Source organism: Massilia niabensis (assembly GCF_042655085.1).
GTDB lineage: Bacteria > Pseudomonadota > Gammaproteobacteria > Burkholderiales > Burkholderiaceae_D > Telluria > Telluria niabensis.
Window position 1 is genome coordinate 221,566 of the sequence record NZ_JBHSMU010000004.1, and the last position, 22,122, is coordinate 243,687.

A 22,122-nucleotide genomic window follows, 5' to 3' on the forward strand; every position below is an offset into this window, starting at 1 on the left:
GCTTTTGTAGGAACGGTAAATTAACGGACCGCGGTGGGGCGTGCTTCGACCTGTACCCCGGTAAGTCCAGTGAGCACCAGCGCCACATTGCCAACGGCGGCCACGCCGGTGTAGCGCATGAAGCGCGGAGGCTGCACGCTGGAGAATCGGCGCGCAGCGGCGTCGCCGACCAGCACATGGCCGGCACTGTTGACTAGTACAAAGCCGCCCTGTCCCGGATAGGCGGCGCCGCCCATCAGGGTCGCGTCGGACGGCATCCTGACCGCTTCCCAGCTTGCACCCTGGTCGGCGCTGCGGTAGGCATTGCCGCGCAACCCGAACGCCAGCAAGGTGGTGTCATTGCCGGCGATGCCAAAGAAACTGCCGGCATAACCGGTAGTTCCCCGGCTAAAGCGCGTTCCCTGCGCATCGAGCGTGAACACTGTACCGCGCTCGCCGACGATATACACCTTCGCGCCAATGCCGCGAATCGCGTTCAAGTTCAGGCCGTCGGGATTGTCGATGCGATCGAGCCAGGGCTGCCAGGTGGCGCCGCCGTCCTCGGTAGCAGCGATCATGCCAAAGGCGCCCACGGCGAAACCCCGGCGCGTATCGGCGAACCACACGTCGAGGTAGGGCAGCGCAGGGCCGGCCTTGAAGTTCAGGTCCAGTTGCGCCAGTGCGTGCTTCACCGGCGGTGCCGCCGGGTCGCCCGAGAGGCGGTAGAAATCCTTGAACAGTTGGCCTGCGCGGCGGCCGTCCAGCTGCTTGCGCCAGGTGCGGCCGCCATCGGTGCTGTTGAGGATGACGCCGTCGTGGCCCACCGCCCAGCCATGCGAAGGGGTCGGAAAATGCACGGCCAGCAAATCACTTTGAACCGGCACGCTCGCTTGGGCCCAGCTGGCGCCCTGGTCGTCCGATGTGACGACCAGCCCGCGCGAACCGACTGCGACGAGACGGGCGCCAGCCTGGGCTACCGCCATCATCGGCCGTTTATCGGCTGCCGGTACCGGCAGCGCCGGATGATCGAGCGGATCCTGGAAGAATGGCGCCGCCAGCGCGGCGCTGGTGCCGGCAAGTGCTGCAAAGCACGCGCAGGCGCCCAGAAAAGCGGATACAGTCATGGGGTTCTCCGGTCTGTCAATTCGGTAGGGATGGAGGGCGATCCGGCCAGCGGACGCCCTCCCCGGCTGGTGTCAGCCCGGTTAGCGCACGCTGCTGCCGACCACCGATTGCGGCGACAGGCTCATGGACAGTCCCTCGTGGCTGTCGTAGCTGCGCACGAACCTGCCCGGATCCTTGCGTCCGACGTTGATCAGGGTGTAATTGCCCTTGATCAGGTCATTGAAGCCCCAGCTATCGTTGTTGACGCCGCCGACGTCATAGGTAGGAAAGGTGTACAGGCTCAGGTTTTTCCACAGCTTGCCGCCGTTGTCATACGACTCGGAGGCCACGATGCACCAGCAGTCCTCCTCCACATAGAAGGTGCGGCGGCTGTAGACGTGACGCGCGTTCTGCTTGCGGGTGGCGTCGACCACCCAGACGCGGCGTTTTTCGAAACGCACGGCGTCAGGATCGACGTGTTTTGGCCCGATGAAATCCTTGGACGCGACCTGGTTGGTGATGCCGTAGACGTTATACGGCACCAGCATTTCTTTCTTCCCGACCAGCTTGAAGTCGAAACGGTCCATGCGCCCCGTGAAGCCGTGGATTTCGTCCCACATCACCACGCCGCCATAGCTGGCGATGGGAATGTCGTACGCGAACTCGGGCGCAGCGCGCACGCGCCGCTGGCCAGGCGTGTAGAACCACACTTTCTGACCGCTGTCGGCGGCGTTGTGCATGTAGTAATTCAGGAACACGATGCCGGCCGAAGAAGGCGGATCCTGCAACAGTGACGTGAGGCCATGGACCGCGTTGTAGGTCTCCTTGCGCAGCTTGCCGGACTGTTCATACCATGGGTGCAAGAAATACTCGTTCGGGGTCGGCAGACTCGACGCGCGCCCACCGGTGTCGATCAGCCACGCAGACGCCGTGGTATGGGTTACGGCCGGGGCGAGGTGGAAGTTGTAGTTCCACATCACTTCGACACCGCTTTTCGGAATCGGGAAGGGAATCCCTGGAAATGGCGCATTGTCGGCGTCGGCACCGGTCACGGCATCGCCTTCGACCTTGCCGGTCACCTTGGCGGTGGTCGCGTTCTTGAGCGTATTTTTCAACACCCAGGCCGGATAGGCCACGCTGCGGCGGGTCGGGTAGACATCCAGGCGGTAACTATCGGCGTAGCGGGTCAGCATCGCCTTGTTGCCTTCGGTAAGAACGGCCGCGTATTGCCCCATATTTTTGGCGGTGACGGAATACAGCGGCTTGTCGCTGGCATACGGATCGACATAGCGGTCGGCACCCTTGGCCCAGCCGGCCGGCGGCTTGCTCAGGCCACCAGTGTAAGCGGGAATCGAGCCGTCGGCATTGGCCCCCTTTTCGGCGCCGAATTCGGTCAGTTTGGCGCCCAGCTGGCGCGCCTCGTCGGCGCTGGCCTGCGCCAGCGCCGGCTGGGCAAGCAGGGCGATCGCGGTGCCGACCACGGCGCTCAGCAGTTGATGGTTCTTTTGCATAATGGTTGTCTCCGTAAATGTTCTTAGAAAGAGGTCTTGAGTGTCAGCGACACCCAATTGCGGTTATTCAGGGCGTGCGCGCCGGTGCCAGTGCCATACATCGGGCCAACCGGGCCCTCGACCACCTGGCCCGGACGCCAGTTCAAGCCGTTATACGACAAGGTCAGCGAATGTTTGCCGTCGAGTACTGCCTTGATGCCGAGGTTGTAAATACCCGTCCCCTGCGCATAGAACGCCCCCCCGCCATACGCCGGCAAGCCCTTGGCACCGATCGCGTACGAGGACGGCATGCTCAGGTCGACGCCGGGAAACACCTGCAGCCACTGGGGTTCGAACGATACCCACAGCGCGGTGGCGTTCTTGGTCGAACATCCGCTCCACTTGGTGCCGCCCGCGCAGCCGGGGTGGCCGACGCCGTTGTACATGCCTTGATTGCCAGTCACCTTGACCAGATGGGTGTGGGACAATTCAGCAATGAACAGGCCGGTGTCGTAAAACGCCGTTGAGCCGAGCTGGATGAAGGCGTTCGCGATGACATTGACCAAGTCGCCGGTGGCGCCGTGCGAGGCCACCCCGGGCTGGAACGTGCCTAATACGCTGTTCAGGCCGGTCCCCTTGCGATACGAGACTTCAAAGCCCGTGCTGACGGAGCCGAAGGTGCGTTCGTAACTGGCGCCGTACAGCTTGACCTTGGGGGCGTAATCGAGGTGCACGCTGCCGCCGTTGGCTGCCGCGTTGATGTCGAACAGCGCCCACGGATGCGGGTCGTCCAGCACCCGGTAGTAGACGCCGATATCGCCCTGGGCCCAGGCCGGTGACCATGCGACCTTGATGCCATAGTTGTCATTGCGGTCCTTCGGTGCATTCTCCGTGCCCGCGGTGACCCGTCCGCCCGCGAAGCCGGCCAGCGCCGGGACTTCGACCGGGCCTTTGTAGGTGAAGTCACCGGCGCTGAAATACGTCCCTGCTTCGGGATAGCGGTTCGGGCCGAATTCGGCGAAGTACTGCACCGCCACCGACAGCTCCGGCGAGATATCGGCGGACAGCAGGATCTGCTTGCGAGGCAAGAACAGTTCCTTGAGTTCCGAGCCTGGCTGTGAAAAGCCCTTGATGTTATCCACCCCGGCCTGGCCATAGGCGATATTGGAGAATCCAAAATAGAAGGCGTTGCCCCAGAACTGGGTCAGGCGTCCGACCTTGCCGTGCACGGTGACGTCGCCCAGCTTGGCGCTGCCGAACACGAAGGCGTCAAGCAGTTCGCCGCCCGCATAGTGATAGCGCTTGGTGTAGTCGGTGACGCCGCGCGGGTAGTTATTCAAGCCCAGCGCAAGCAAGGCAGGGTTGCCCGGAACCCGGTCCTTGTAGGCCCAGTCTTTCCAGGCCGAGCCGGTCACGCGCACACCGAACTTGTCCTTGTAGATCGCCTGGATTTCGAGCAAATCCTGGACCCGGTTCGTGACCATGTCGCCTTGCTTAAAACGGGTTTCCCCCTGGTGGAAGAACGGATGGTTGGCCGTATAGGGACTGATATCCTGGACGCGCCAGCCGGCGGTGTACATCACTGAATTGTCGATGTTGATTTTCCAGTCGGACCCGGCCTGGATCGTGGCGGCGTGCGCCGAGCCGGCCACCATGGCGGCAGCCAGGGCCACCAGCCTGACCACGGCCGTGCAAGCGACCGTGCCGCCACTGCTTACCACAGCGCCAACGGCGTTGCCCGCTTGTCGCCTGCTGTTCTTGATCCCCATTGCATGTGCTCCTTTGTCTGGATGTTTGTTCTGGTCGAAAAAGCCATCGTCGAGGCGCGCCGGCTGCCATCCCCCGCGCCGCCCGGCTGCTGTTGCCAGATTTCCCGAGAGAGCAAACTGATTCGCTCGTTTGAAGGATGCGCCATACTTTTTCTCTTGTCAACAGCCATGTTGATAATCTACGTAGGTGTTGACAGGCGGGGCATATACCCGTGGCGTCGGGCGCACCGGGCAGCCATCGAGGCCTGCTGCGGCGCCGCCCGGCGCAGCTTGAGCGCCTGGGACTGGTGTAAAATAGCGGGTCTACAACGCTGCCTTGAGGGCGTGCGCGCCTCTCGACTCAAAGGAAATATGGATCACACCCCCAAACCCGTTCGCAAGGCCAGGCCTGCGGTCAAGCAGGCTAGCAGCGCGGCGCTCTCGGACAGCGCCGTGGCGGCGCCGCAGCCGGCCAAGCCAAGCAATATCGCGCGCCGGCGCCAGGCGGCGTTGACTGAAGGCGGCGTCGAGTACACGGCCAAGCGCCGCGAGCTGGTCGAGCTGGCGGTGCGCGTGTTCAAGGACAAGGGATTCAAGGCCACCACGCTCAATGACATCTCGAAGGCAGCCAACATCGACCGGGCCACCTTGTACTACTACGTCGCTAGCAAGGAAGAGCTGCTGCAGGAAGCAGTGCAGGACATGCTCAAGAATAATCTGGAGGAAGCCGACCGGATCATGCGCAGGGACGAGCTCGATCAGCGCGGCAAGCTCACGCTGCTGTTCAAGATGCTGATGGTGTCGTACGAACAGAACTATCCACATATGTACGTCTACATCCAGGAGCTGATGCACGAGGTACCGCATGACAGTTCGCCCTGGGCCAAGCAGATGCTCAAGCAGACCCGGCGTTTCGAAAAGATGACGATGACCCTGATCGCGCAAGGCATTGACGAGGGCGTATTCCGCCCCGACGTCTCGGTGCATGTCGCCACCAACGGCCTGTTCGGCATGTTCAACTGGACCCACCGCTGGTTCAAGCCGAGCGGCAAGCTGAGCGCCGAGGATGTCGCAGAGCAGTTCTGCAAGATCTTCCTCGACGGCATCACCCTGCGCACTGCCTGAGCCTCTGCGCGCGCGGCCGCTCAGACGAAGGTGCCGTCCTTGTCCTTGTTGCCGAAACGCGGCGCCACCAGGCGGGCGAACTTTTCAAGCTCGTCGTTGTTCTGCTCCGGGTCGAGGTGCCCCTGGCCGAACATCAGGAACAGTTCATTGAAGCCGAGCCTGTCGTGTGCGCGGCCGATTTTGTCGGCAATATCTTCGGCGGTACCGATCAGCACATTGGGCATCTTCTGGCCGAAGGGAATGAACCATTTGTCCCAGAACCATTTGTGCTCGGCCATCAACTGCTCAGCCTGCGCCTTGTCGCTGGTCAGCATCAGGAAGCCGCCCCATGCCGCCAGGTCTTCGCGCGGTATTTCGCGGCCGGCCTGCTCGGCGCTGTCGGCATAGCGCTTCCATAGGGCTTCGCAAAAATCGAGATCCTCGGCCAGCACGATGAGCTTGCCGCCTTCGCGCGCCCAGAAATCAACGGTCTTCATGCTGGCGGCGAACCCGCCATACACTTTTGGATGCGGGTTTTGCAGGCAGCGCGGGGCGATGCCGATCTCGCGCACGATGCCTTCCGCATCCATTCCCTTGCCGAATTCGGCATACGCCGGATGGCCGGCCGAGCCGCCATTGGGCGGGAACTGCCAGTGCTTGCCCTGGTGGCTGAAAACATCATTGGCCCAGGCCTTCTTGATTACCTCGAACGATTCCTCGAACACTTCGCGGTTCAGTTGATCCTGGTCGCCCGACTTGGCGCCGGTCGCCTGCACGCCACGCACGGCGGCGAACGAATCAACCCAGCGCGGATGATACCCGCGCGTGAAGCCGACGAACAGGCGCCCGCCCAGCATATGGTCGAGGGTGGCGATTTCTTCGGCGATGCGCAGGGGATTATGGGTTGGCAGCGTGTAGCCCATGATCCCGGCGCGCATGCGCTTCGAATGCAGGCCAACGAACAGGCTGAACATCCCGGGGTGGTTGTTGATCTCGAAACCTTCGATCTGTAGATGGTGTTCGGGCTGGCAATAGCCGGCATAGCCAAGCTCATCAGCCAGTCCGACGTAACCCTTCACTTCGCTCAGGAAGCGCTGGTACAGCTCGGGACGCTGCCCGGCCATGCCTTGTTCGAGCTCATAACGACGGCCGATGACGCCGGTTTGCATTAGATTGAATTTCATGGTTTCCTCAGGTCGGTGGCGGATTATCGAACTTCCATTGTGCCGTCCTTCCGGCACTCAGTCAACACTTATGTTGACAGTCATCGAATGTGTTGACTGGGCCGCGCGAAGTGACATAAGCTCGGGCTTCATCCCTAGCCAACTGGAGTTCTTCATGAATCACCCAGCAGCACATCTTCGCTACACCTGCCAGGACGCCATCGCGCGTATCGTGTTCGACCACCCCCAGGCGCTCAACGCGATCGACAGCGCGATGGCGCGGGCCTTCCTCGACGCTTGCCGGCAGATCGCCGCCGACCCGTCGGTGCGGGTGGTGCTTATCAGTGGCGAAGGCCGGGCCTTCATGGCCGGCGGCGATATCGCCCAGTTCCGCGACGCGCCCGACAGCATTGCCGCGCAGCTGATCGATCCGATGCACGAGGGGCTTGCCTTGCTGGGTAAGGTGAATGCGCCGGTGATCGCTAGCCTGCATGGCGCAGTAGCCGGCGCCGGGCTCAGCATAGCGCTGGCGTGCGATCTGTCCATCGCTGCGGACTCGGCGAAATTCAACTTCGCCTATACCAGCCTGGGCGCCAGCTGCGACTGTGGCGCCTCATGGAGCTTGCCGCGCCTGGTGGGTCTCAAGCGGTCGCTGGAAATCGCCCTGCTGCCAGGCGCCATCGATGCCGCCGGTGCGCTCGGGATGGGCCTGGTGAATCGGGTGGTTCCGCTGGCGCAGCTGGCCGACGCCACCGAGGAACTGGCGGCCAAGCTGGCCGCCGGCCCCACGCTGGCGTATGGCAGCCTGAAGCGTCTGATGCGCGGCTCGCTCGGCCGCAGCTTCGGGCACCAGCTGGAGGCCGAGCGCGCCGCCTTTGTCGCGTGCTCCGCCACGGCCGACTTCAAGGAAGCCGTCGGCGCCTTCCTCGGCAAGCGCGGCGCGCAGTTCGCGGGCCGCTGAGCGGCTGCCTACGCTGGCGCCAGGCGCGCGCGCAAGGCGCGCTTGTCGACCTTGGTGGCCGACATCGGCCACTCCTGCTGCTGCATGAAATGGATTTCGCGCGGCACCTTGTAGCTGGCAATGCGGCCCTTGCAAAAGTCGATCAGCGCGGCCGCATCGACGCTGTGCCCGGGGCGCAATTCAACGAACGCGACCGGCACTTCGTCCAGGCGCGCATCGGGCTTGCCGACCACCTCGGCCAGCCTGACGGCGGGATGCTCGCACAGGAACGCCTCGACCTCGACCGCGGCGACGTTTTCCCCGCCGACCTTGAGCATATCCTTGAGACGCCCCTGAAACATCAGGTTGCCGTCGGCCGCCTGGCGGTACAGGTCACCCGTATGCAGCCAGCCATCGGCGTCCAGCGTGGCGGCGGTCTTGGCCGGGTCGCGGTAGTAGCCTTCCATCACGCAGTAACCGCGAACCTGGATCTCGCCCACCTGCCCGGGCGCCACCGGCGCACCGGAGTCGGGATCGATGATGCGGATCTGCATGCCCGGCACGACTTTGCCCTGGCTGGTGACGCGCAGCGCGTCCGGCGTATCGGGTGCGCTGAGCGCGAAAATGCCGGCCGTTTCGGTCATGCCGCAGCCCTGCACCACCTCGACACCCGGCAGTTGACGGAAGATCCGTTCGATCAGCGCCGGCGGCCCGATCACGATCAGATGCCGCAGCGCCGGCAGCGCCGCCGCATCGAAGCTCGGATGGTCGAGCAAGCCCTGCACCACTGCCGGGAACCATGGCCAGGCGTTGGTCACCCCTTCGCGCGCCATCAGCGCCAGCGCCCTGCCCGGGTCGAAATACGTGTCGGTCAGGTAGCTGCCGGCGGCGGCAATGGTGCCGATAAAGGGCGCCATCGAACCGATGTGGAACAGCGGACCGGCGCCCCAGGTCACCGGGTGGCCGTCGGCGCACAGCCGCTTGCGGCTGCGCTCGGCCGGCCCGCGGGTGACCGCTTCATGCGACAGTACGCAGCCTTTCGGGTTGGCCGTGGTGCCCGAGGTGTAGATGATCAGGGCCGGGTCGCGCAAGCGCACCGCCTGGCGCGCCTGTTCGACCAGGCTGGCGTCGACCTGCGCGGCCAGGTCGGCGAACCGGGCCATTCCCACGCAGCCGGCGCCACTGGTGCCACCGGCGCCGCGCAGCAGTACCACGCGGCGCAGCAGCGGCGCTTCGGGCAGCGCCAGGCAGGTGGCGTCGGCGGCATCGGCGAGCGAAGGCAGCGCGCTGCGCAGTACTGCGCAAAAGTCGACATACTGGCCTTCGTCGGCGGTGGTAAGCAGCGTAGTCAGTTGGGCGTTTTCGATAATGAACGCCAGTTCGCTGTTCTTGTGGCGCGCGTTGAGCGGCACCGCCACGCAGCCCAGCAGGCTAATGCCGAACAGGGCGGCGGCGAACTCGGGGCAATTTGCCGCGAGCACGCCGATATTCTCGCCCGGCCGCACGCCGAGCGCCAGCAGCCCGCGGCCGACTTCGACGGCGTCCTTGAGCAGCTGCTCGTACGACTTGCGGCTGTCGGGAAAGATGATGGCGTCGCGTTGCGGGTGCAGGCGCGTGGCCCGCACCAGCAGGTCGCCGATGGTCGACACTTCATTGTAATAATCAAGATCGGTCATGGAAGGTACTCGGATGGGTTGCCAGCAAGCTGGAATGGCGCCTATGCGCTGGTGGGGACGGTGCCTCCGATCCTGCGCGTGGCACGCGCCGCGGCGGCCAGCATCCGGTCGATATAGGACTGGATTCCGACGCCTTCGGCCGGCTTGGGAAAATCGTGCAGTGTCAGCGCGAGCGCCACGGCGCCGTCCGGGCCGAATACCGGCACTGAAATGAGACGGATATCGTTCTGCACCTCAGGCAGCAGGTGTTCGGGATCGAACGACAGATGCCGGATCAGTTCGCGCAGGTCGACATCCGGCGCGGCGCCGCCGCCATCGGCCCGCCGCGCCAGCGTGCTGACGAAGGCGCGATGGGCGTCACTTACCAGGCCGACCGAAAAACCGCGCGCGCGCACCGCCTGCAGCGAGGCCTTGCACTGCGCATGGACGGATGCCGGGGTCGAGCGTTGCAGCCATTGGCCGATGGCGGCCTCGCCGCTCCAGGCGCCGAACACCGATGCTGTGGGCGGCATGTCGGGCAGGCGCTGGCCGACCAGGGTCGGCACGGTGTTGCGGCGCGAGCTGCCGGCGCCGGCAATGATGACGATTTCGTTATCGACCCTGGCCGTGGCGATGCAGCGCGCCGCCAGGTCGTCGGCCAGCTCTTCCATCTCCGAGCGCACCATGTCGACCAGGCGCAGCTGCTCGGCAATCGTGCCCAGCGGGTCGGGCGCCACCAGCGACAGCGGCGAGAACTTGCCGTAGCCACCCTGGAAGAACAGCATGGGCAGGCCGCCCGTGTTGATCTGAAGTTCGTTGACCTTGCCAAGGACGATGAAGTGGTCGCCAGCTTCGGTGACCGACGCGATGTCGCAATCGATCCAGGCCACGCAATCGTCGAGAACGGGGGAGCCGGATTGCGCCGGCCGCCAGGCGATACCCTCGAACTTGTCGCTGGCCTTGGACGCGAAACGGCGGCACAGTGCTTCCTGGTCCGCGCCAAGGATATTGACACAGAATTTTCCGGCCGCCTCGATTTTTGGCCAGCTGCTCGAACTGCGGTCCGGCAGGAAGGCCACCAGCGGCGGTTCCAGCGAGACCGAGGTAAATGAACCGACTACCATGCCGGCCAGCTGCGCGCCGGGCGGCGCCGCGGTCACCACGCAGACGCCGGTCGGAAACTGGCCGAGTACCTGCCTGAACCACTTCGGGTTGTGCGCCTCGCGCGCTTCATCGCTATTCGTTGTCATGTCTGCCTCACTGGTTTGAATGGAACCGGCCGGATTGCACTGCGGATTGCACTGATTAGCGGCCGCGCCATTCCGGCTTGCGTTTTTCGGCGAAGGCGCGCTCCCCTTCGTGGCGGTCTTCGGTGAACGCATACGCTTCGATCGGTTCGAAGCGCGTGGCCAGCGCCACTTCCAGCGGCCAGTCGAGGCGCTGCAGCACCGCGGCCTTGGCCGCCTGGACCGCCAGTGGCGAGGCGGCGGCGATGCGCTCGGCCCAGCGCTGCGCTGCCTCCTCGAGTTCGGCCGGTTCGACCACCTCGTTCACCAGTCCATAATTGAAGGCGTCGGCCGCCTTCATCCGCTCGCCGGTCAGGATCATGCCCATCGCGATGTGGTGCGGCAGCTGGCGGATAGCGCGGTGCATGACGCCGCACTCGCCCATGATGCCGGCCTTGGTTTCCGGCAGGCCGAACTGGGTGGTGCTGGCGGCCACGATGATGTCGGCGCACATGGCCAGCTCAAAGCCGCCGCCCAGCGCATAGCCCTGCACCGCCGCGATCAGCGGTTTGGTGAGGGTCACCAGCGGCCCGCCGATGCCGGTCAGCCCGCCCCCCAGCGCCATGCGGCCTGCCCGGTCGGTTCCTTTACTGACGTCGGCGCCGACGCAAAACGCACGCTCGCCTTCGGCCGTCAGAATGGCCACCCAGATCTCCGGGTTGCGGTTGATTTCGTCCCACGCCGCGCGCAGGTCGCGGTCCATGCCGGGATCGATGGCGTTGAGCGACTTGGGGCGATTCAGCTTGACCTGTGCGACGTGGCCGCGGATGGTGAATTCGATGTCAGACATGGGGTGGTAACTCCTTCTTGATGGTTGGCGCCGATACGGTCAGCGGCGTGGTCGAGGCGACCCGATAGGCGGCCATGGCTTCCTTCAGGCCGACCCTGGCGATAAATTCCTTCACTTCCAGCACGGCCGGCGTCAGGTGCAGCAACGCGTCCATCTCGGCCACAGCGGCGCCCGCACTGCGAAATCCCATCGCCTCGGCGGCGCGGTTGATCGACAGCTTCTTGATGCGCAGGACAGTGGGCGGAGTCATGGCGATGCGCGCGGCCAGGTCTTCGACGATGGCGACGAGCTGGTCGGCCGGCACGCAGTGATTGGCCCAGCCCCATTCGACCGCGGTGGCGCCGTCGATACTATTACCGGGAACAAAGGCCATCTCCTTGGCGCGCTTGGCGCCGACCAGCGGGGCCCACAGCGGGGCGATATAGCCGCCGCCGATCGGCACGCTCGGCTCGCCGATGCGTGCGTTGTCGGCCACCACCGTCAGGTCGGCATACACGCACATCTGGGTGGCGCCCGCCATGCAATATCCGTGCACGGCGGCGATGATCGGCTTGGGGTGGTCCCACATCGCCAGGTAGCGGTTCAGGTTGCGCTGCAGGCGCTCGCGGTCGGCTACAGGGTCGGCGATGGTGCTCAGTTTCCCCACCTGCTCCAGATCGTAGCCCGATGAAAATCCCTTGCCTTCACCCCGGATCGCCAGCACCGGCCCGCCTTCGGTGGCCAGACGGCGCAACGCGTCGGAAAATTCGTCCAGCAGTTCGTTCGACAGCGCATTGGCCTTGTCAGGGCGATTCAGGATCACCCAGGTCAACGGGCCGCGATGTTCGATCCTGATGGTGCGGTAGTTAAATTCGGAGTTGAGCACAGCCGCTCCTTCCATCAGGCGCGCCGGCCGATTGGCATGGTTTCCTTGACGTGGAAATCCTTGGCGCCGGTAGTGCGCAGCTCGCGCCGCTTGAAGCGCCACACGCCGTCGACGCGTACGACTTCGTCATGGTACTGGCCCCACACATGCGAATCCGGGCGTTCGCGTGTGTAGCGGTGCCAGGCGTACAGGATGGTGCGCACCTTGGCCTCGTCTTCGCTGACGAAGTCGATCACGATGTTCGACACGTGGTGGCTGGTGGCCACGAAGTAGGAGCCGACGCCTTCAAGCGTCTTGGCATAGGCGGCGCGGCCCTCGGCGCCGAAATTGGGGCCGTACACGACCACACAGTCCTCGACGAACAGGTCGGCCAGTTCGGCCGTATGGTTCATGTCGAGGTGATAGGCATAGTCATAGATCAGGCGACTGATTTGCGATTCGGAAAACATCTGCTCGGCGTTCTGCTCGCGCGTTGCGGTATTCATTTCAGGCTCTCCAGGTCTTTGTCAACATGTGTGTTGACTTGTGGGTTAAAAAAATGGCGCGACGCGACAGCCTGCCGTGTCCATGCACGGCGGCCCGCTCCGCGCGCGTTTCAGGTCGGCAGCTTGATTTTCGGCGCGACTTCCTTGGCGATCAGTTCAAGCGACTGGAACCACGGCGCCGGATCGTCGTAATAGTCGTGCGACTCGACCTGCAGCGTGCCCCAGCCGCCGGTGGCTTCGAACAGGGTGTTGATCTTGTCGGCCACGGTGGCCGGAGAACCGACCACGAACACCTTGTCGACCAGGAATTCCAGATCGGCGTCGGCCGGATCGATCCCGGCATCCTTGGCGAAACCGTCCATCATGCCAAAGCGGCGCCAGATCGGAATCAGGTACTTCTGGAAGCAGTAGCCGATCGGGCCTTCCATGACCAGGCGCTTGGCTTCCTTGTCGGTTTCGGCGCAGAACACGGTCTGCGACACCGCATGGCGGGAGCGGTCGGGAGTGAAGCCGGCCTTGTGCTGCGCTTCCGAGTAGATGTCCCAATGGCTCTTGAGCGCTTCCAGGCCGGAGAAGATCGAGACCGGCTTGAAGTTGCGCTCGCCCGCCAGGCGCATTGACGGTGAGTTCATGCTAAAACCCGTGACCGCGATTTCCGGCGCGACCCCGCCCCATGGCGCGAAGTTGGCCAGCTTGTGCTGCTCGTCGTCCTCGTGGCCCGACTCGACTTCTTCCGGATAGCCCGCGTTCCAGAATTTGCCTTCGTAGAAGAACGGTTCGCGCTTCCAGATTTTTTCCATGATCTCGAGCGATTCACGCACCATCTGGTTGAGGAACTGGGTGTCCTGGCCATTCTTGATGCCGTGTATATAGGAAGCCTGCGGATACGCGCCGGCGCCGATGCCCAGGAAGTAGCGCCCCTCGAGGATCTGCGACAGCCAGCCGATCATGATGGCGAGCTTGGCCGGATGCTGGTGCGGCAGCAGGTGCGCCATCGGCGCGAACTTGATGGTCTTGGTCTGCAGCGCGGCGGCGGCGATCATCAGTTCTGGATTGGGGATGTTCTCCCATATCTGGGAGGCGTGTTCGGAAATCATCATCGAGCTGAAGCCTGCCTTGTCGGCCGCAATGGAGCTCTGCACGCCCCAATCGAAGGTTTGCCGCGCCGTACGCCCCGGGCGCATGTACGGGTGAAAAATTAGACCGGTCTCCATTGCCACGATATGTCTCCTCTGTTTGTTTGCTGGGTAAAGATCATTTCCGCCGTCGACAACGCTCTTTGGTGGCGACTTCGATGACATGGACGATATCTGACAAATCGCGATCAGTCAACGGTCTTGTTGATTTAGATGGAGCCTCCGCGCCGGCGGGTTCGACCAGCGCCGCGAGGTCAACATGATCGTTGACCACGAGCGGAGTTGCATGATAGGCTCGAACAATGCAAGCGGCCCGGCCTGGCATCGGGCAGCCATACTGCAGCGCAGCACAAGACACCGCCCACACCGAAAAACGGAGACCAGCATGAGCAGCCCTAGCGCCGAGAACAAGCAGATAGTCCGCGATTTTCTAGAAGTGTTTTCCAGCGGCGATGCGGCCGCCATCGTGGCGCGGCTGCACCCCGATGCGACCTGGTGGGTGTCCGGCAGGATGGCGGGACTGTCCGACACCTACACACGCGCGCAGCTGGGTGTCCTTCTGCAGGGTGTGACGACGCTCTACAAACACGGCGCCTTGAAGATCACCCCCACATCCCTGATCGGGGAAGGTAGTCACGTCGCGGTCGAGGCGGAGTCATATGCCGAACTTAACAACGGCAGGGTGTACAACAATTTTTACCACTTCCTGTTTGAAATCGCGGAGGGAAAGATCCTGCGCGTCAAGGAGTACATGGATACGCAACACGCGTTCGACACATTCCTAAAACCGCAAGAGGCCCCACAATGAATCGACTGAACGGAAAAGTGGCCATCGTCACCGGCGCGGCGCGGGGCATGGGGGCATCGCACGCGCGCAGGTTCGTGGCCGAGGGCGCCAAGGTGGTGCTGACCGACATGAACGAGAGCGCGGGCCGAGCCCTGGCCGAAGAGCTCGGCGCCAGCGCGCTGTTCGTCAGTCACGACGTCACCAGCGCGGATGGATGGGCGCGCGTCGTTAAGGCGGCCGAGCAGGCTTTCGGGCCGGTCAGCGTCCTGGTCAACAATGCCGGCATTCTGGGGCCGATGCAGAAAACCGCCGATCTGTCGGAAGCCGACTACCTGGCCGTCTGCGCCGTCAACCAGCACTCGGTCTTCCTCGGCATGCATGCGGTCATTCCGTCGATGCTGAAGGTGGGCATCGGGTCGATCGTGAATATTTCGTCGATTGCAGGCCTGGTGGCCAACTACGGCTTTCCCAGCGTTGCCTACGTGGCCAGCAAATTCGCCGTACGCGGCATGACCAAGGCCGCCGCCATCGAATACGGTCCGAACAACATCCGCGTCAACTCGGTGCATCCGGGCTTCATCATGACGCCGATGATGATCGAAGCGACCAACGAAGAAGGCGGCGACGCCATGGCACAAATCCCGCTCGGCCGGATTGCCGACCCGTCCGAAGTCACCAACCTGGTGCTGTTTCTCGCCTCGGACGAGGCCTCGTATATCACCGGGGCTGAACACGTGATCGATGCCGGCATGACCGCCCAATAAATTTGACCAGCACGAGGGAGCGACCAACGATGGTGACACTGGACGACCTTAGCAAGGAGGCCCACGCCCACCTGGCTGGTGTGGCGCACGGCGAGGGGCTCGATGCCCTGAACGCGGCCCTGATCGGACTGGCAGTCCACGCATCGGTCGCCAACCTGGACACCGACGCCATCGAGCGCTTCAGCGCGCTGGCGCTCGATGCCGGCGCCAGCGGCGCGCAAGTGCACGACGTACTGGTACTGGTGTCAGGGCTGGGTGTACACACGCTGATGGAGGGCTCACGCCGGGTCGCGCGCCTGCTTGCCGCACGCGCCGACCCGGCGTTCGGGGCCCCACTTGACAGCCGGCGCAGCGCATTGTGGGAGCAGTACGTGGGTTCGTCAGGCTACTGGGACGCCATGGAAAACGAAGCGCCGGGCTTCCTGGAGGCTTTGCTGCGCCAGTCGCCGGAAGCGTTCCAGGCGTTTTTCCAGTACTGCGCGGTACCGTGGAAAAGCGCGGCATTGAGCAGGGCAAGCAAGGAACTGATTTCGATCGCGGTCGACGCCACGCCGAACCACCGCTACCTGCCGGGCCTGCGCCTGCACCTCAAAAATGCCATCGCGCTCGGGGTGGGCGGCGCGGCGATCCTGGAAGCGCTTGCCATCGCCGCCGCCGTGCCGGCCCACCCCGGTGTAGGCCGGGCTGTTTAGCGTTTCGGGTAGTCGGACGCCGCCGGTGCGGCGCCTGGCCAGCGCACGCACAGCTCGGACGTCAGCGAGGTGCCAACATCCTCCCAGGGCCCGACATGCACGGTGCGCATCTCGCGCGCAAGAATGCGCCAGGCGCCCTGCTCGCGCACAAAGGTATCGATATAGCGCACCGCGCCGTACAAGGTCTTGCCCGCGCGCGCCAACTCCAGGTGGGCGCCGGTGGTCCCCGTCGCATGGTCGTCGTCCTGGAACGCAAACAGCGAGTAGTGCGGGGTGTGGATGGTGGGGCCCATGTTAAGGCGGTCATTCCTGAGGAAGTCCACCACGTTGTCGCGGCCCCGGCCGCCGACGAAGGCCCCGGCCGAGAAGGTGGCGTCGACGGCAAAGGTATCAGCGAGCACGTCGTAGGCATCGTCATCGACGGCAAGAAAATAACGGACGATGAGGTCGTGCAGCTCGGTCCGGTCTTCCAGCCTGCGGATACGGCGTTCCAATTCCGACATGATGATTCCTTTTATTGAATGAAGGTGGGGGTGTCGCGTTGCTCATCGCCGGCGTCCTGCATGCCGTCGAAGAAAATCCTGCAGAAGGCGGCGGCAATCGCCCGCGCGTTCAGCTGCCCGCCGGGACGGTGCCAACGGTGTGTCCAGTTAAACATGCCAAACAACATGTTTGCGGCAAGCTCGGCCGGGACATCGGCGCGGAATGCCCCGCTTGCGATGCCCTCCTTGAGCAGCAAGGTAACAATGCGTTTGAAACGCTTTGTCTGCTGCACCATATTGCGCTCCCACGGCGTCGCTTCCGCGTCGACATGCTGCATCTGTTCCTGGATGTAGACGTAAGTGTGGGGATAGTTTTCCTCATACGATGCCATCAGACGCTCGAACAGCAGTTGCAGCTTTTCGCGCGGACCCAGGGTGGCCGTCTTGAGCAGCCGTTCCGCTTCACGCAGATTGGCGTCGAGGACCCCATGCACCGCTTCTTCGAACAGTTCCTCCTTGCTGGCCACGTAGTAGTACAGCGTGGCGCGGTCCAGGCCGGCGGCTTTCGCAATATCGTTCAAGCTGGTGGACTTGTAGCCCTTTTCCTTGAACAGCGTGACGGCCACCCGGACAAGTTCATCGCGCTTGGCCGTGTATTCCACGCCGCCCTCGGCCATGGCCGCCTTGCGTCTACGGGCAATATTACTGTCGTCTTTCACCCTGAGTCCTCTTCCACGAAACTGCATGACCGTCCCGATGACGCCGCGCCTATAGCACGTTACAGTTGGGCACTACTTCTTTTGCGAGGCGCTGCAAGGACTCGAAATATGGTGCGGGGTCATCCATGTTGTCGTGGGAATTGACCACGATCTCGCCCCACCCGCCGGTCTTTTCTGCAAGCTCGTGCAACTTGCGGATGACGGTTTCCGGCGAACCGCACAACCACACATGCTCGGCCAGGAAATCCATGTCGACCTGGCTCGGATCGACGCCCGTTCCAGAGTCGGCGATGATCCCGGAAAACAGGTTGAATTTATTATAAATTGGAAACAAGTACTCGCGCCATGAATCCCCCAGGCCGCTGGCGATCGCGCGGCGCTTGGCTTCCGCATCGGTGTCGGCGATGAAGATGTCGCGGGTAATGCGAAAGCGTTGTCGGTCGGGCACAAAGCCTCGGGATTCAGCCGCAGCGGCCCAGGTATCCCAGTGCGATTTCATCACTTCGGTGCCGCCGAAGAACGAAATCGGGCTGTAATTGCGCTCCCCCGCCCATTTCAGCGAGGACGAGTTCTTGGTCAGGCCGGTGACGGCAATCTCCAGGTTGTCGCGGCCACCCCACGGCGCGTTGTTGGCCAGCTGGACTTCGTAGCCGGGCATATCGTCCGGGCCGGGGAAGCCGGCCTGGAAGTGCGCCGTCTTTTCCTTGAAAGGCTGGCGTGCCCACACTTTTTCGATCAGGTCGAGTCCCTCGAACATCTGGGCCTGCAGCGGTGCGATTCCGTCGAAGCCGTGCAGGATCGCATCGGTGTGATGCCCCCCCGGCGCTACGCCGAGGAAATACCGTCCTTCCAGTACTTGCGATAGCCAGCCGATCTGGATCGCCAGCGTGGCCGGGTTATGGTATGGCAGCAGATGGGCCATGGGGGCAAACCGGATATTTTTCGTCAGCGCCGCCGCCGCGCCGATGATGATCTCCGGACAGGGAATGTTTTCCCACGCCAGCGTGTGATGTTCGCCGATCATGAAATCGGCGAAACCGGCCTGGTCGGTGACCTGGGCCAGTTTCATTGACCAGTCGAATACTTGCCGTGCCGTACGATGCGGCAAGTTATAAGGCGTATGAAAAAATCCGCATTTCATGTTTGTCTCCCCGGCCTATTGGCCAATAGTTGCCTGCATGATCAGTGCCTGTTCGGCGGGTTTAGACCAGGGTGCCGTCCCCGTCTTTATTGCTGAAACGTGGCGCCACCAGGCGCGCGAATTTTTCAAGCTCCTCATTGTTCTGCTCGGGGTCGAGGTGACCCTGTCCAAACATCAGGAACAGCTCGTTAAAGCCAAGCCGGTCGTGGGCGGCACCGATCTGGTCGGCGATTTCGTCGGCCGTACCGATCAGCACGTTTGGCATCCGCTGGCCGTGCGGGATAAACCATTTATCCCAGAACCATTGGTGTTCCGCCATCAGCGCTTCGGCTTTCTGCTTGTCGTTGACCAGCATCAGAAATCCGCCCCAGGCCGCGACATCTTCCCTGGCGACCTCGCGCTCGGCCTTCTTGGCCGTTTCCGCATAGCGGTTCCAGAGCGTCTCGCAGAAATCGAGGTCGCCCGACAGCACGATGGGCTTGCCGCCTTCGCGCGCCCAGAAATCGACCGTACGCATGCTACCGGCGAAGCCGCCATAGATCTGCGGATGAGGGCTTTGCAGGCAACGCGGCGCAATACCGATCTGGCGCACGATGCCGTCGGCGTCCATACCCTTGCCGAATTCGGCATAGGCCGGATGCCCGGCCGAACCGCCGTTAGGCGGAAACTCCCAATGCTTGCCCTGGTGGCTGAACACATCGTTGGCCCAGGCCTTCTTAATGATCTGCAAGGACTCTTCGAACACTTCACGGTTCATCGAATCGCGCTCATCGCGCGCCTTGGCGTTGTCGACCGTCGTGGCGCCGACACCGCGCACTGCGGCATACGGGTCAACCCAGCGCTCCTGGTAGCCGCGTGTGAAGCCGACGAACAGGCGGCCTTGCAACATGTGGTCGAGCGTCGCGATTTCTTCGGCCACGCGGACCGGATTGTGGGTCGGCAGGGTGTAACCCATGATGCCGGCCTTCATGCGCTTGGAATGCAGGCCAACAAACAAGCTGAACATGCCTGGGTGATTGTTTACTTCAAACCCTTCTATCTGCAGATGGTGTTCCGGCTGACAGTAGCCCGCGTACCCGAGCTCATCTGCCAAACGAACGTAATCCTTCACTTCCGCCAGAAAACGCTGGTACAGCTCCGGCCGCTGCCCGGCCATGCCTTGTTCCAGCTCGTAGCGGCGTCCGATCACGCCGGTCTGCATAAGATTGAATTTCACTGTCGTTTCCTCACGTAATTGATGTAGCCGTGCGAAGAGTATGCGGCGACCCCACACCCCGTGTCAACAATAATGTTGACCGTCTACGCTATCGTTGACGTGCCTAGTTGGAACTATGCGATGGTGACGGGTTCAGGAGTTTTTATTCGGCAGCGCCAGCCGACTGCAACCGTCTCGGTGTCGCCGGCGCGCTTCTTGGAATTATTCAAGCCTTCTGCAATTACCGCGCCGATATCGACGCCGGTGATCACGATGAGTCCGCTATCCACTACTAGCGTCCGGGCCGTGACCGGGCGGACGCCGTCAAAGGCGAAGAACAGGACCGATGCGGCAATGTCGCTCGGACGCCCTGCGCGCGCGAGTGGAACGATCTTGCCAAACGAGACTTGCAGTGATTCCGTGAACGCTGCGCGATCGGCGGGTGCGATGCTGCACGCGGTTGCAATAATGGGCGCCAGGATCAGCCCTGGCGCGACCACGTTTGACCCGATCTAATATTTGCCAGCATAGAGGTCGCCGACCGGGCTGACTGGCTCACCGCCGACTTGGCGGGATCGTAGGACACGGCCGTCGCCCGCCTGCAATGTCGCGATGCGCGAGGTGGAAACGATGCTGCCGCTGCGCCAACGAGCGCAAAAGTTCGATGCACCACGTCAGATCCACTCTAAGGCAATGGCCGGCCTCGGTCAACATTTCTGTTGATCCGGCCCGCGCAATCCGCCCGGACACCGCTCAAGCGTTTTCGCGCTATGAAAGGACGAAAAAAGGCCAGCCGGCATAACGAAGATTGAATCATTGGAAACAGGCGAATCGATGGCCTACGAGTTGTCGGCATTAACGGCGCCGGCAACGCGCGACCTGGAGTCAGGAGCATGGATGGGCGCGCAAGCGCACGCCATGAATTTGCACGGTCTCAGCATTGCCTTCTATAATGAGCCGCCACTCTGGCATTCCTTAGCTGTGTCGCTGTCAATCGAGCCCATTCCATGTCACGTCCCAGAAGCGAAGAAAAGCGCCTTGCCCTCCTGAACGCTGCAGCCGAGACGGTGGCCGCTCATGGCCTCGGTGCGCCTACTGCGCTGATGGCAAAGAAGGCGGAAGTAGCCGAGGGGACCCTGTTCCGCTACTTCCCGACAAAAGATGAGCTGTTGAATGAGGTGTACAGGCACCTGAACGGGTGCGCCTACGAGGCCATCTCCAAGGATTTCCCCGCAGGAGCGCCGCTCGAGATACGCGTACGTTCGGTGTGGAACAGCTATATCGATTGGGGACTGGCCAACCGTGCGGCAAACGAGGCCATGACCCAACTTGCCGCGTCATCTGTATTGACCTCTTCGACGCGGGCTGAGGTCGAGGCCATGTTCGCCGGCCTCGTGCCAGGCTTGTCGGAAGCCGACCTCTTCAAGGGACAGTCCCCCTATTTTGCAGATGCCGTCTTCATGGCCCTGGCGAAGATCACCATGGATTTCGCATCGTGCGAACGCGATCGGGTCGAGGCTTACAAGGCAAGTGGTTTTGCGATGATCTGGAGGCTGTACAGCAAGGACTGACCGGGGCATTGCCAGCATCGCCGGCCGGGCCCAGACGTTTCCGGTCTCCCCCAGGTTAGCCGGCCTGGCGCACCGACGGCTCGGACTGTAGTGCGACGAACGCCGCCTGCAATGCCCGGTCGACGTGCGACAGTACATTGAAGCTATGGGCGACAGCAGCCAGTCACCGAAAAGGCCGGTGACGATCCCGTTCAGGAAAGTGATGCGAACTCGACGTCCGACCCGCGTGCCTGATTCGGACAATCCGGACAGCTGGTTGCTTGCGGAGCCGATGCTAGAACTGCTCTGCACTAACCTGCCCCTTCCAAGGCGGCCTTCTTGAAACGGCGTGACGGGCGAAGGCCTTACGGCCAGTCGTCCACCCATGGCAGGCTTCAAACAGCTTATCGTAGCCCTTCCGCCTCCAGAGCAGCTTGCACGGCCTTGCGCGCCAGCACGCGCTTGCTGAACGCGGCGAGGTAGGACCAGCGTTCGAGGTCGATCTGAATCCGGGGCGACCAGCTCAGCATTGTGAACAGGTAGGCGTCCGCCACCGTAAAGTCCGGGTCGGTCAGATAAGATCGTCCATCGGCGAGGATCTGTTCCATCACCTCGAGCTTGCGTTCGAGACCTTTTGTGACCGTTTCTCGCGCTTCGGGCGCCATCGCAGGGTTGAAGAGCGGAACGCAGCCATTGTGCAGTTCGGTCGCGATGAAGTTCAGGTGACCATTGACGCGGGCGCGCTCGACCGTGCCGGAAAGTGGCGCCAACGTGCCGGGGGCATACTTGTCGACCAAATACTGGACAATGGCCGCACCCTCAGTCAGCACCTCGCCATCGTCCAATTCAAGCGCCGGCACGTAACCCTCGGGATTGATGGCCGTGAAGTCCGCGCCGGACGCGGTCAGCTTCGTACCCTGATCGACGGCCTCAAGCGCAAACGGCAGCGCGAGTTCACGTAGAACGATGTGGGGAGACAGCGAGCAGGAGCCGGGCGTGTAGAAGAGTTTCAAATATATCTCCAATGTTGATGCGGTAACAGGACGC

The 22,122-nt window shown here is 62.9% G+C and carries 22 protein-coding genes; 6 read left to right on the forward strand and 16 right to left on the reverse strand.

Annotated elements, in window-relative coordinates:
* Nucleotides 1-20 precede the first annotated feature (20 nt).
* The 3 genes from ACFPN5_RS03625 to ACFPN5_RS03635 form a co-directional block, all read right to left on the reverse strand.
* Nucleotides 21-1,103 carry a WD40/YVTN/BNR-like repeat-containing protein gene (locus tag ACFPN5_RS03625; RefSeq protein ID WP_379780199.1) on the reverse strand — a complete coding sequence of 361 codons (1,083 nt, stop codon included), beginning with the start codon at nucleotides 1,101-1,103 and terminating at the stop codon, nucleotides 21-23.
* Between the two features lie 81 nt (nucleotides 1,104-1,184).
* Nucleotides 1,185-2,594: a DUF1329 domain-containing protein gene (locus tag ACFPN5_RS03630; RefSeq protein WP_379780201.1), complete on the reverse strand. Its 1,410-nt coding sequence runs from the start codon at nucleotides 2,592-2,594 to the stop codon at nucleotides 1,185-1,187.
* 23 nt (nucleotides 2,595-2,617) lie between these two features.
* Nucleotides 2,618-4,342, reverse strand: a complete 1,725-nt coding sequence (locus ACFPN5_RS03635; RefSeq protein ID WP_379780203.1) for a DUF1302 domain-containing protein — start codon at nucleotides 4,340-4,342, stop codon at nucleotides 2,618-2,620.
* A gap of 351 nt (nucleotides 4,343-4,693) precedes the next feature.
* On the opposite strand from ACFPN5_RS03635, the gene ACFPN5_RS03640 reads away from it, so the two are divergent.
* Nucleotides 4,694-5,446, forward strand: coding sequence for a TetR/AcrR family transcriptional regulator (locus tag ACFPN5_RS03640; protein WP_379780205.1), 753 nt, complete (start codon nucleotides 4,694-4,696; stop codon nucleotides 5,444-5,446).
* 20 nt (nucleotides 5,447-5,466) lie between these two features.
* Here the strand turns inward: ACFPN5_RS03640 and ACFPN5_RS03645 are convergent, their stop codons facing one another.
* Entirely contained in the window at nucleotides 5,467-6,609 is a 1,143-nt protein-coding gene (locus tag ACFPN5_RS03645) for an LLM class flavin-dependent oxidoreductase (RefSeq protein WP_379780207.1), read from the reverse strand.
* A gap of 154 nt (nucleotides 6,610-6,763) precedes the next feature.
* Between ACFPN5_RS03645 and ACFPN5_RS03650 the strand changes: the two genes are divergently transcribed.
* Nucleotides 6,764-7,549, forward strand: coding sequence for an enoyl-CoA hydratase/isomerase family protein (locus ACFPN5_RS03650; RefSeq protein WP_379780209.1), 786 nt, complete (start codon nucleotides 6,764-6,766; stop codon nucleotides 7,547-7,549).
* A gap of 8 nt (nucleotides 7,550-7,557) precedes the next feature.
* Here the strand turns inward: ACFPN5_RS03650 and ACFPN5_RS03655 are convergent, their stop codons facing one another.
* The 6 genes from ACFPN5_RS03655 to ACFPN5_RS03680 form a co-directional block, all read right to left on the reverse strand.
* A complete protein-coding gene (locus ACFPN5_RS03655) occupies nucleotides 7,558-9,204 on the reverse strand; it encodes a class I adenylate-forming enzyme family protein (RefSeq protein WP_379780211.1) in 1,647 nt (548 codons plus the stop codon).
* A gap of 41 nt (nucleotides 9,205-9,245) precedes the next feature.
* The gene (locus ACFPN5_RS03660; RefSeq protein ID WP_379780213.1) at nucleotides 9,246-10,433 is read right to left on the reverse strand and encodes a flavin reductase; all 1,188 of its coding nucleotides are present in this window, start codon (nucleotides 10,431-10,433) and stop codon (nucleotides 9,246-9,248) included.
* Between the two features lie 55 nt (nucleotides 10,434-10,488).
* Nucleotides 10,489-11,259: an enoyl-CoA hydratase-related protein gene (locus tag ACFPN5_RS03665; protein WP_379780215.1), complete on the reverse strand. Its 771-nt coding sequence runs from the start codon at nucleotides 11,257-11,259 to the stop codon at nucleotides 10,489-10,491.
* The gene (locus ACFPN5_RS03670) at nucleotides 11,252-12,124 is read right to left on the reverse strand and encodes an enoyl-CoA hydratase-related protein (protein WP_379780217.1); all 873 of its coding nucleotides are present in this window, start codon (nucleotides 12,122-12,124) and stop codon (nucleotides 11,252-11,254) included. The genes ACFPN5_RS03665 and ACFPN5_RS03670 overlap by 8 nt, the downstream gene beginning before the upstream one ends.
* A 14-nt stretch (nucleotides 12,125-12,138) precedes the next feature.
* The gene (locus ACFPN5_RS03675; protein WP_379780219.1) at nucleotides 12,139-12,609 is read right to left on the reverse strand and encodes a nuclear transport factor 2 family protein; all 471 of its coding nucleotides are present in this window, start codon (nucleotides 12,607-12,609) and stop codon (nucleotides 12,139-12,141) included.
* A gap of 110 nt (nucleotides 12,610-12,719) precedes the next feature.
* Nucleotides 12,720-13,910 carry an LLM class flavin-dependent oxidoreductase gene (locus tag ACFPN5_RS03680; protein WP_379780221.1) on the reverse strand — a complete coding sequence of 397 codons (1,191 nt, stop codon included), beginning with the start codon at nucleotides 13,908-13,910 and terminating at the stop codon, nucleotides 12,720-12,722.
* Nucleotides 13,911-14,130: 220 nt separating this feature from the next.
* On the opposite strand from ACFPN5_RS03680, the gene ACFPN5_RS03685 reads away from it, so the two are divergent.
* Genes ACFPN5_RS03685 through ACFPN5_RS03695 form a run of 3 tightly spaced genes read left to right on the forward strand, consistent with a single transcriptional unit; the run spans nucleotide 14,131 to nucleotide 15,988 of the window.
* On the forward strand, nucleotides 14,131-14,553 hold the full coding sequence (locus ACFPN5_RS03685) for a nuclear transport factor 2 family protein (protein ID WP_379780223.1): 423 nt from the start codon (nucleotides 14,131-14,133) through the stop codon (nucleotides 14,551-14,553).
* Nucleotides 14,550-15,296 carry a glucose 1-dehydrogenase gene (locus tag ACFPN5_RS03690; protein WP_379780225.1) on the forward strand — a complete coding sequence of 249 codons (747 nt, stop codon included), beginning with the start codon at nucleotides 14,550-14,552 and terminating at the stop codon, nucleotides 15,294-15,296. The genes ACFPN5_RS03685 and ACFPN5_RS03690 overlap by 4 nt, the downstream gene beginning before the upstream one ends.
* A 29-nt stretch (nucleotides 15,297-15,325) precedes the next feature.
* A complete protein-coding gene (locus ACFPN5_RS03695) occupies nucleotides 15,326-15,988 on the forward strand; it encodes a carboxymuconolactone decarboxylase family protein (RefSeq protein WP_379780227.1) in 663 nt (220 codons plus the stop codon).
* Here the strand turns inward: ACFPN5_RS03695 and ACFPN5_RS03700 are convergent.
* The 5 genes from ACFPN5_RS03700 to ACFPN5_RS03720 form a co-directional block, all read right to left on the reverse strand.
* Complete coding sequence (locus ACFPN5_RS03700; RefSeq protein ID WP_379780229.1) at nucleotides 15,985-16,491, reverse strand: nuclear transport factor 2 family protein; 507 nt, start codon at nucleotides 16,489-16,491, stop codon at nucleotides 15,985-15,987. The two genes, ACFPN5_RS03695 and ACFPN5_RS03700, sit on opposite strands and share 4 nt — an antisense overlap.
* Before the next feature lie 11 nt (nucleotides 16,492-16,502).
* Nucleotides 16,503-17,189 (reverse strand): TetR/AcrR family transcriptional regulator, encoded by a 687-nt coding sequence (locus tag ACFPN5_RS03705; RefSeq protein ID WP_379780231.1) that lies wholly within the window; start codon nucleotides 17,187-17,189, stop codon nucleotides 16,503-16,505.
* Nucleotides 17,190-17,238: 49 nt separating this feature from the next.
* A complete protein-coding gene (locus ACFPN5_RS03710) occupies nucleotides 17,239-18,330 on the reverse strand; it encodes an LLM class flavin-dependent oxidoreductase (protein ID WP_379780233.1) in 1,092 nt (363 codons plus the stop codon).
* 61 nt (nucleotides 18,331-18,391) lie between these two features.
* On the reverse strand, nucleotides 18,392-19,531 hold the full coding sequence (locus ACFPN5_RS03715; RefSeq protein WP_379780235.1) for an LLM class flavin-dependent oxidoreductase: 1,140 nt from the start codon (nucleotides 19,529-19,531) through the stop codon (nucleotides 18,392-18,394).
* Nucleotides 19,532-19,659: 128 nt separating this feature from the next.
* Nucleotides 19,660-20,025: a hypothetical protein gene (locus ACFPN5_RS03720; protein WP_379780237.1), complete on the reverse strand. Its 366-nt coding sequence runs from the start codon at nucleotides 20,023-20,025 to the stop codon at nucleotides 19,660-19,662.
* A gap of 507 nt (nucleotides 20,026-20,532) precedes the next feature.
* Between ACFPN5_RS03720 and ACFPN5_RS03725 the strand changes: the two genes are divergently transcribed.
* Nucleotides 20,533-21,096, forward strand: coding sequence for a TetR/AcrR family transcriptional regulator (locus ACFPN5_RS03725; protein WP_379780239.1), 564 nt, complete (start codon nucleotides 20,533-20,535; stop codon nucleotides 21,094-21,096).
* 383 nt (nucleotides 21,097-21,479) lie between these two features.
* Here ACFPN5_RS03725 and gstA read toward each other — a convergent pair whose 3' ends face one another.
* Nucleotides 21,480-22,088, reverse strand: a complete 609-nt coding sequence (gene gstA / locus ACFPN5_RS03730; RefSeq protein ID WP_379780241.1) for a glutathione transferase GstA — start codon at nucleotides 22,086-22,088, stop codon at nucleotides 21,480-21,482.
* Nucleotides 22,089-22,122: the final 34 nt, after the last annotated feature.

Excerpts from the sequence above, each read along its gene's own strand:
- ACFPN5_RS03625 (WP_379780199.1), bottom strand. The coding sequence starts at position 1,103 with ATGACTGTATCCGCTTTTCTGGGCGCCTGCGCGTGCTTTGCAGCACTT.
- ACFPN5_RS03630 (WP_379780201.1), bottom strand. The coding sequence starts at position 2,594 with ATGCAAAAGAACCATCAACTGCTGAGCGCCGTGGTCGGCACCGCGATC.
- ACFPN5_RS03635 (WP_379780203.1), bottom strand. The coding sequence starts at position 4,342 with ATGGGGATCAAGAACAGCAGGCGACAAGCGGGCAACGCCGTTGGCGCT.
- ACFPN5_RS03640 (WP_379780205.1), top strand. The coding sequence starts at position 4,694 with ATGGATCACACCCCCAAACCCGTTCGCAAGGCCAGGCCTGCGGTCAAG.
- ACFPN5_RS03645 (WP_379780207.1), bottom strand. The coding sequence starts at position 6,609 with ATGAAATTCAATCTAATGCAAACCGGCGTCATCGGCCGTCGTTATGAG.
- ACFPN5_RS03650 (WP_379780209.1), top strand. The coding sequence starts at position 6,764 with ATGAATCACCCAGCAGCACATCTTCGCTACACCTGCCAGGACGCCATC.
- ACFPN5_RS03655 (WP_379780211.1), bottom strand. The coding sequence starts at position 9,204 with ATGACCGATCTTGATTATTACAATGAAGTGTCGACCATCGGCGACCTG.
- ACFPN5_RS03660 (WP_379780213.1), bottom strand. The coding sequence starts at position 10,433 with ATGACAACGAATAGCGATGAAGCGCGCGAGGCGCACAACCCGAAGTGG.
- ACFPN5_RS03665 (WP_379780215.1), bottom strand. The coding sequence starts at position 11,259 with ATGTCTGACATCGAATTCACCATCCGCGGCCACGTCGCACAGGTCAAG.
- ACFPN5_RS03675 (WP_379780219.1), bottom strand. The coding sequence starts at position 12,609 with ATGAATACCGCAACGCGCGAGCAGAACGCCGAGCAGATGTTTTCCGAA.
- ACFPN5_RS03680 (WP_379780221.1), bottom strand. The coding sequence starts at position 13,910 with ATGTCATCGAAGTCGCCACCAAAGAGCGTTGTCGACGGCGGAAATGAT.
- ACFPN5_RS03685 (WP_379780223.1), top strand. The coding sequence starts at position 14,131 with ATGAGCAGCCCTAGCGCCGAGAACAAGCAGATAGTCCGCGATTTTCTA.
- ACFPN5_RS03690 (WP_379780225.1), top strand. The coding sequence starts at position 14,550 with ATGAATCGACTGAACGGAAAAGTGGCCATCGTCACCGGCGCGGCGCGG.
- ACFPN5_RS03695 (WP_379780227.1), top strand. The coding sequence starts at position 15,326 with ATGGTGACACTGGACGACCTTAGCAAGGAGGCCCACGCCCACCTGGCT.
- ACFPN5_RS03700 (WP_379780229.1), bottom strand. The coding sequence starts at position 16,491 with ATGTCGGAATTGGAACGCCGTATCCGCAGGCTGGAAGACCGGACCGAG.
- ACFPN5_RS03710 (WP_379780233.1), bottom strand. The coding sequence starts at position 18,330 with ATGAAATGCGGATTTTTTCATACGCCTTATAACTTGCCGCATCGTACG.
- ACFPN5_RS03715 (WP_379780235.1), bottom strand. The coding sequence starts at position 19,531 with ATGCAGACCGGCGTGATCGGACGCCGCTACGAGCTGGAACAAGGCATG.
- ACFPN5_RS03725 (WP_379780239.1), top strand. The coding sequence starts at position 20,533 with ATGTCACGTCCCAGAAGCGAAGAAAAGCGCCTTGCCCTCCTGAACGCT.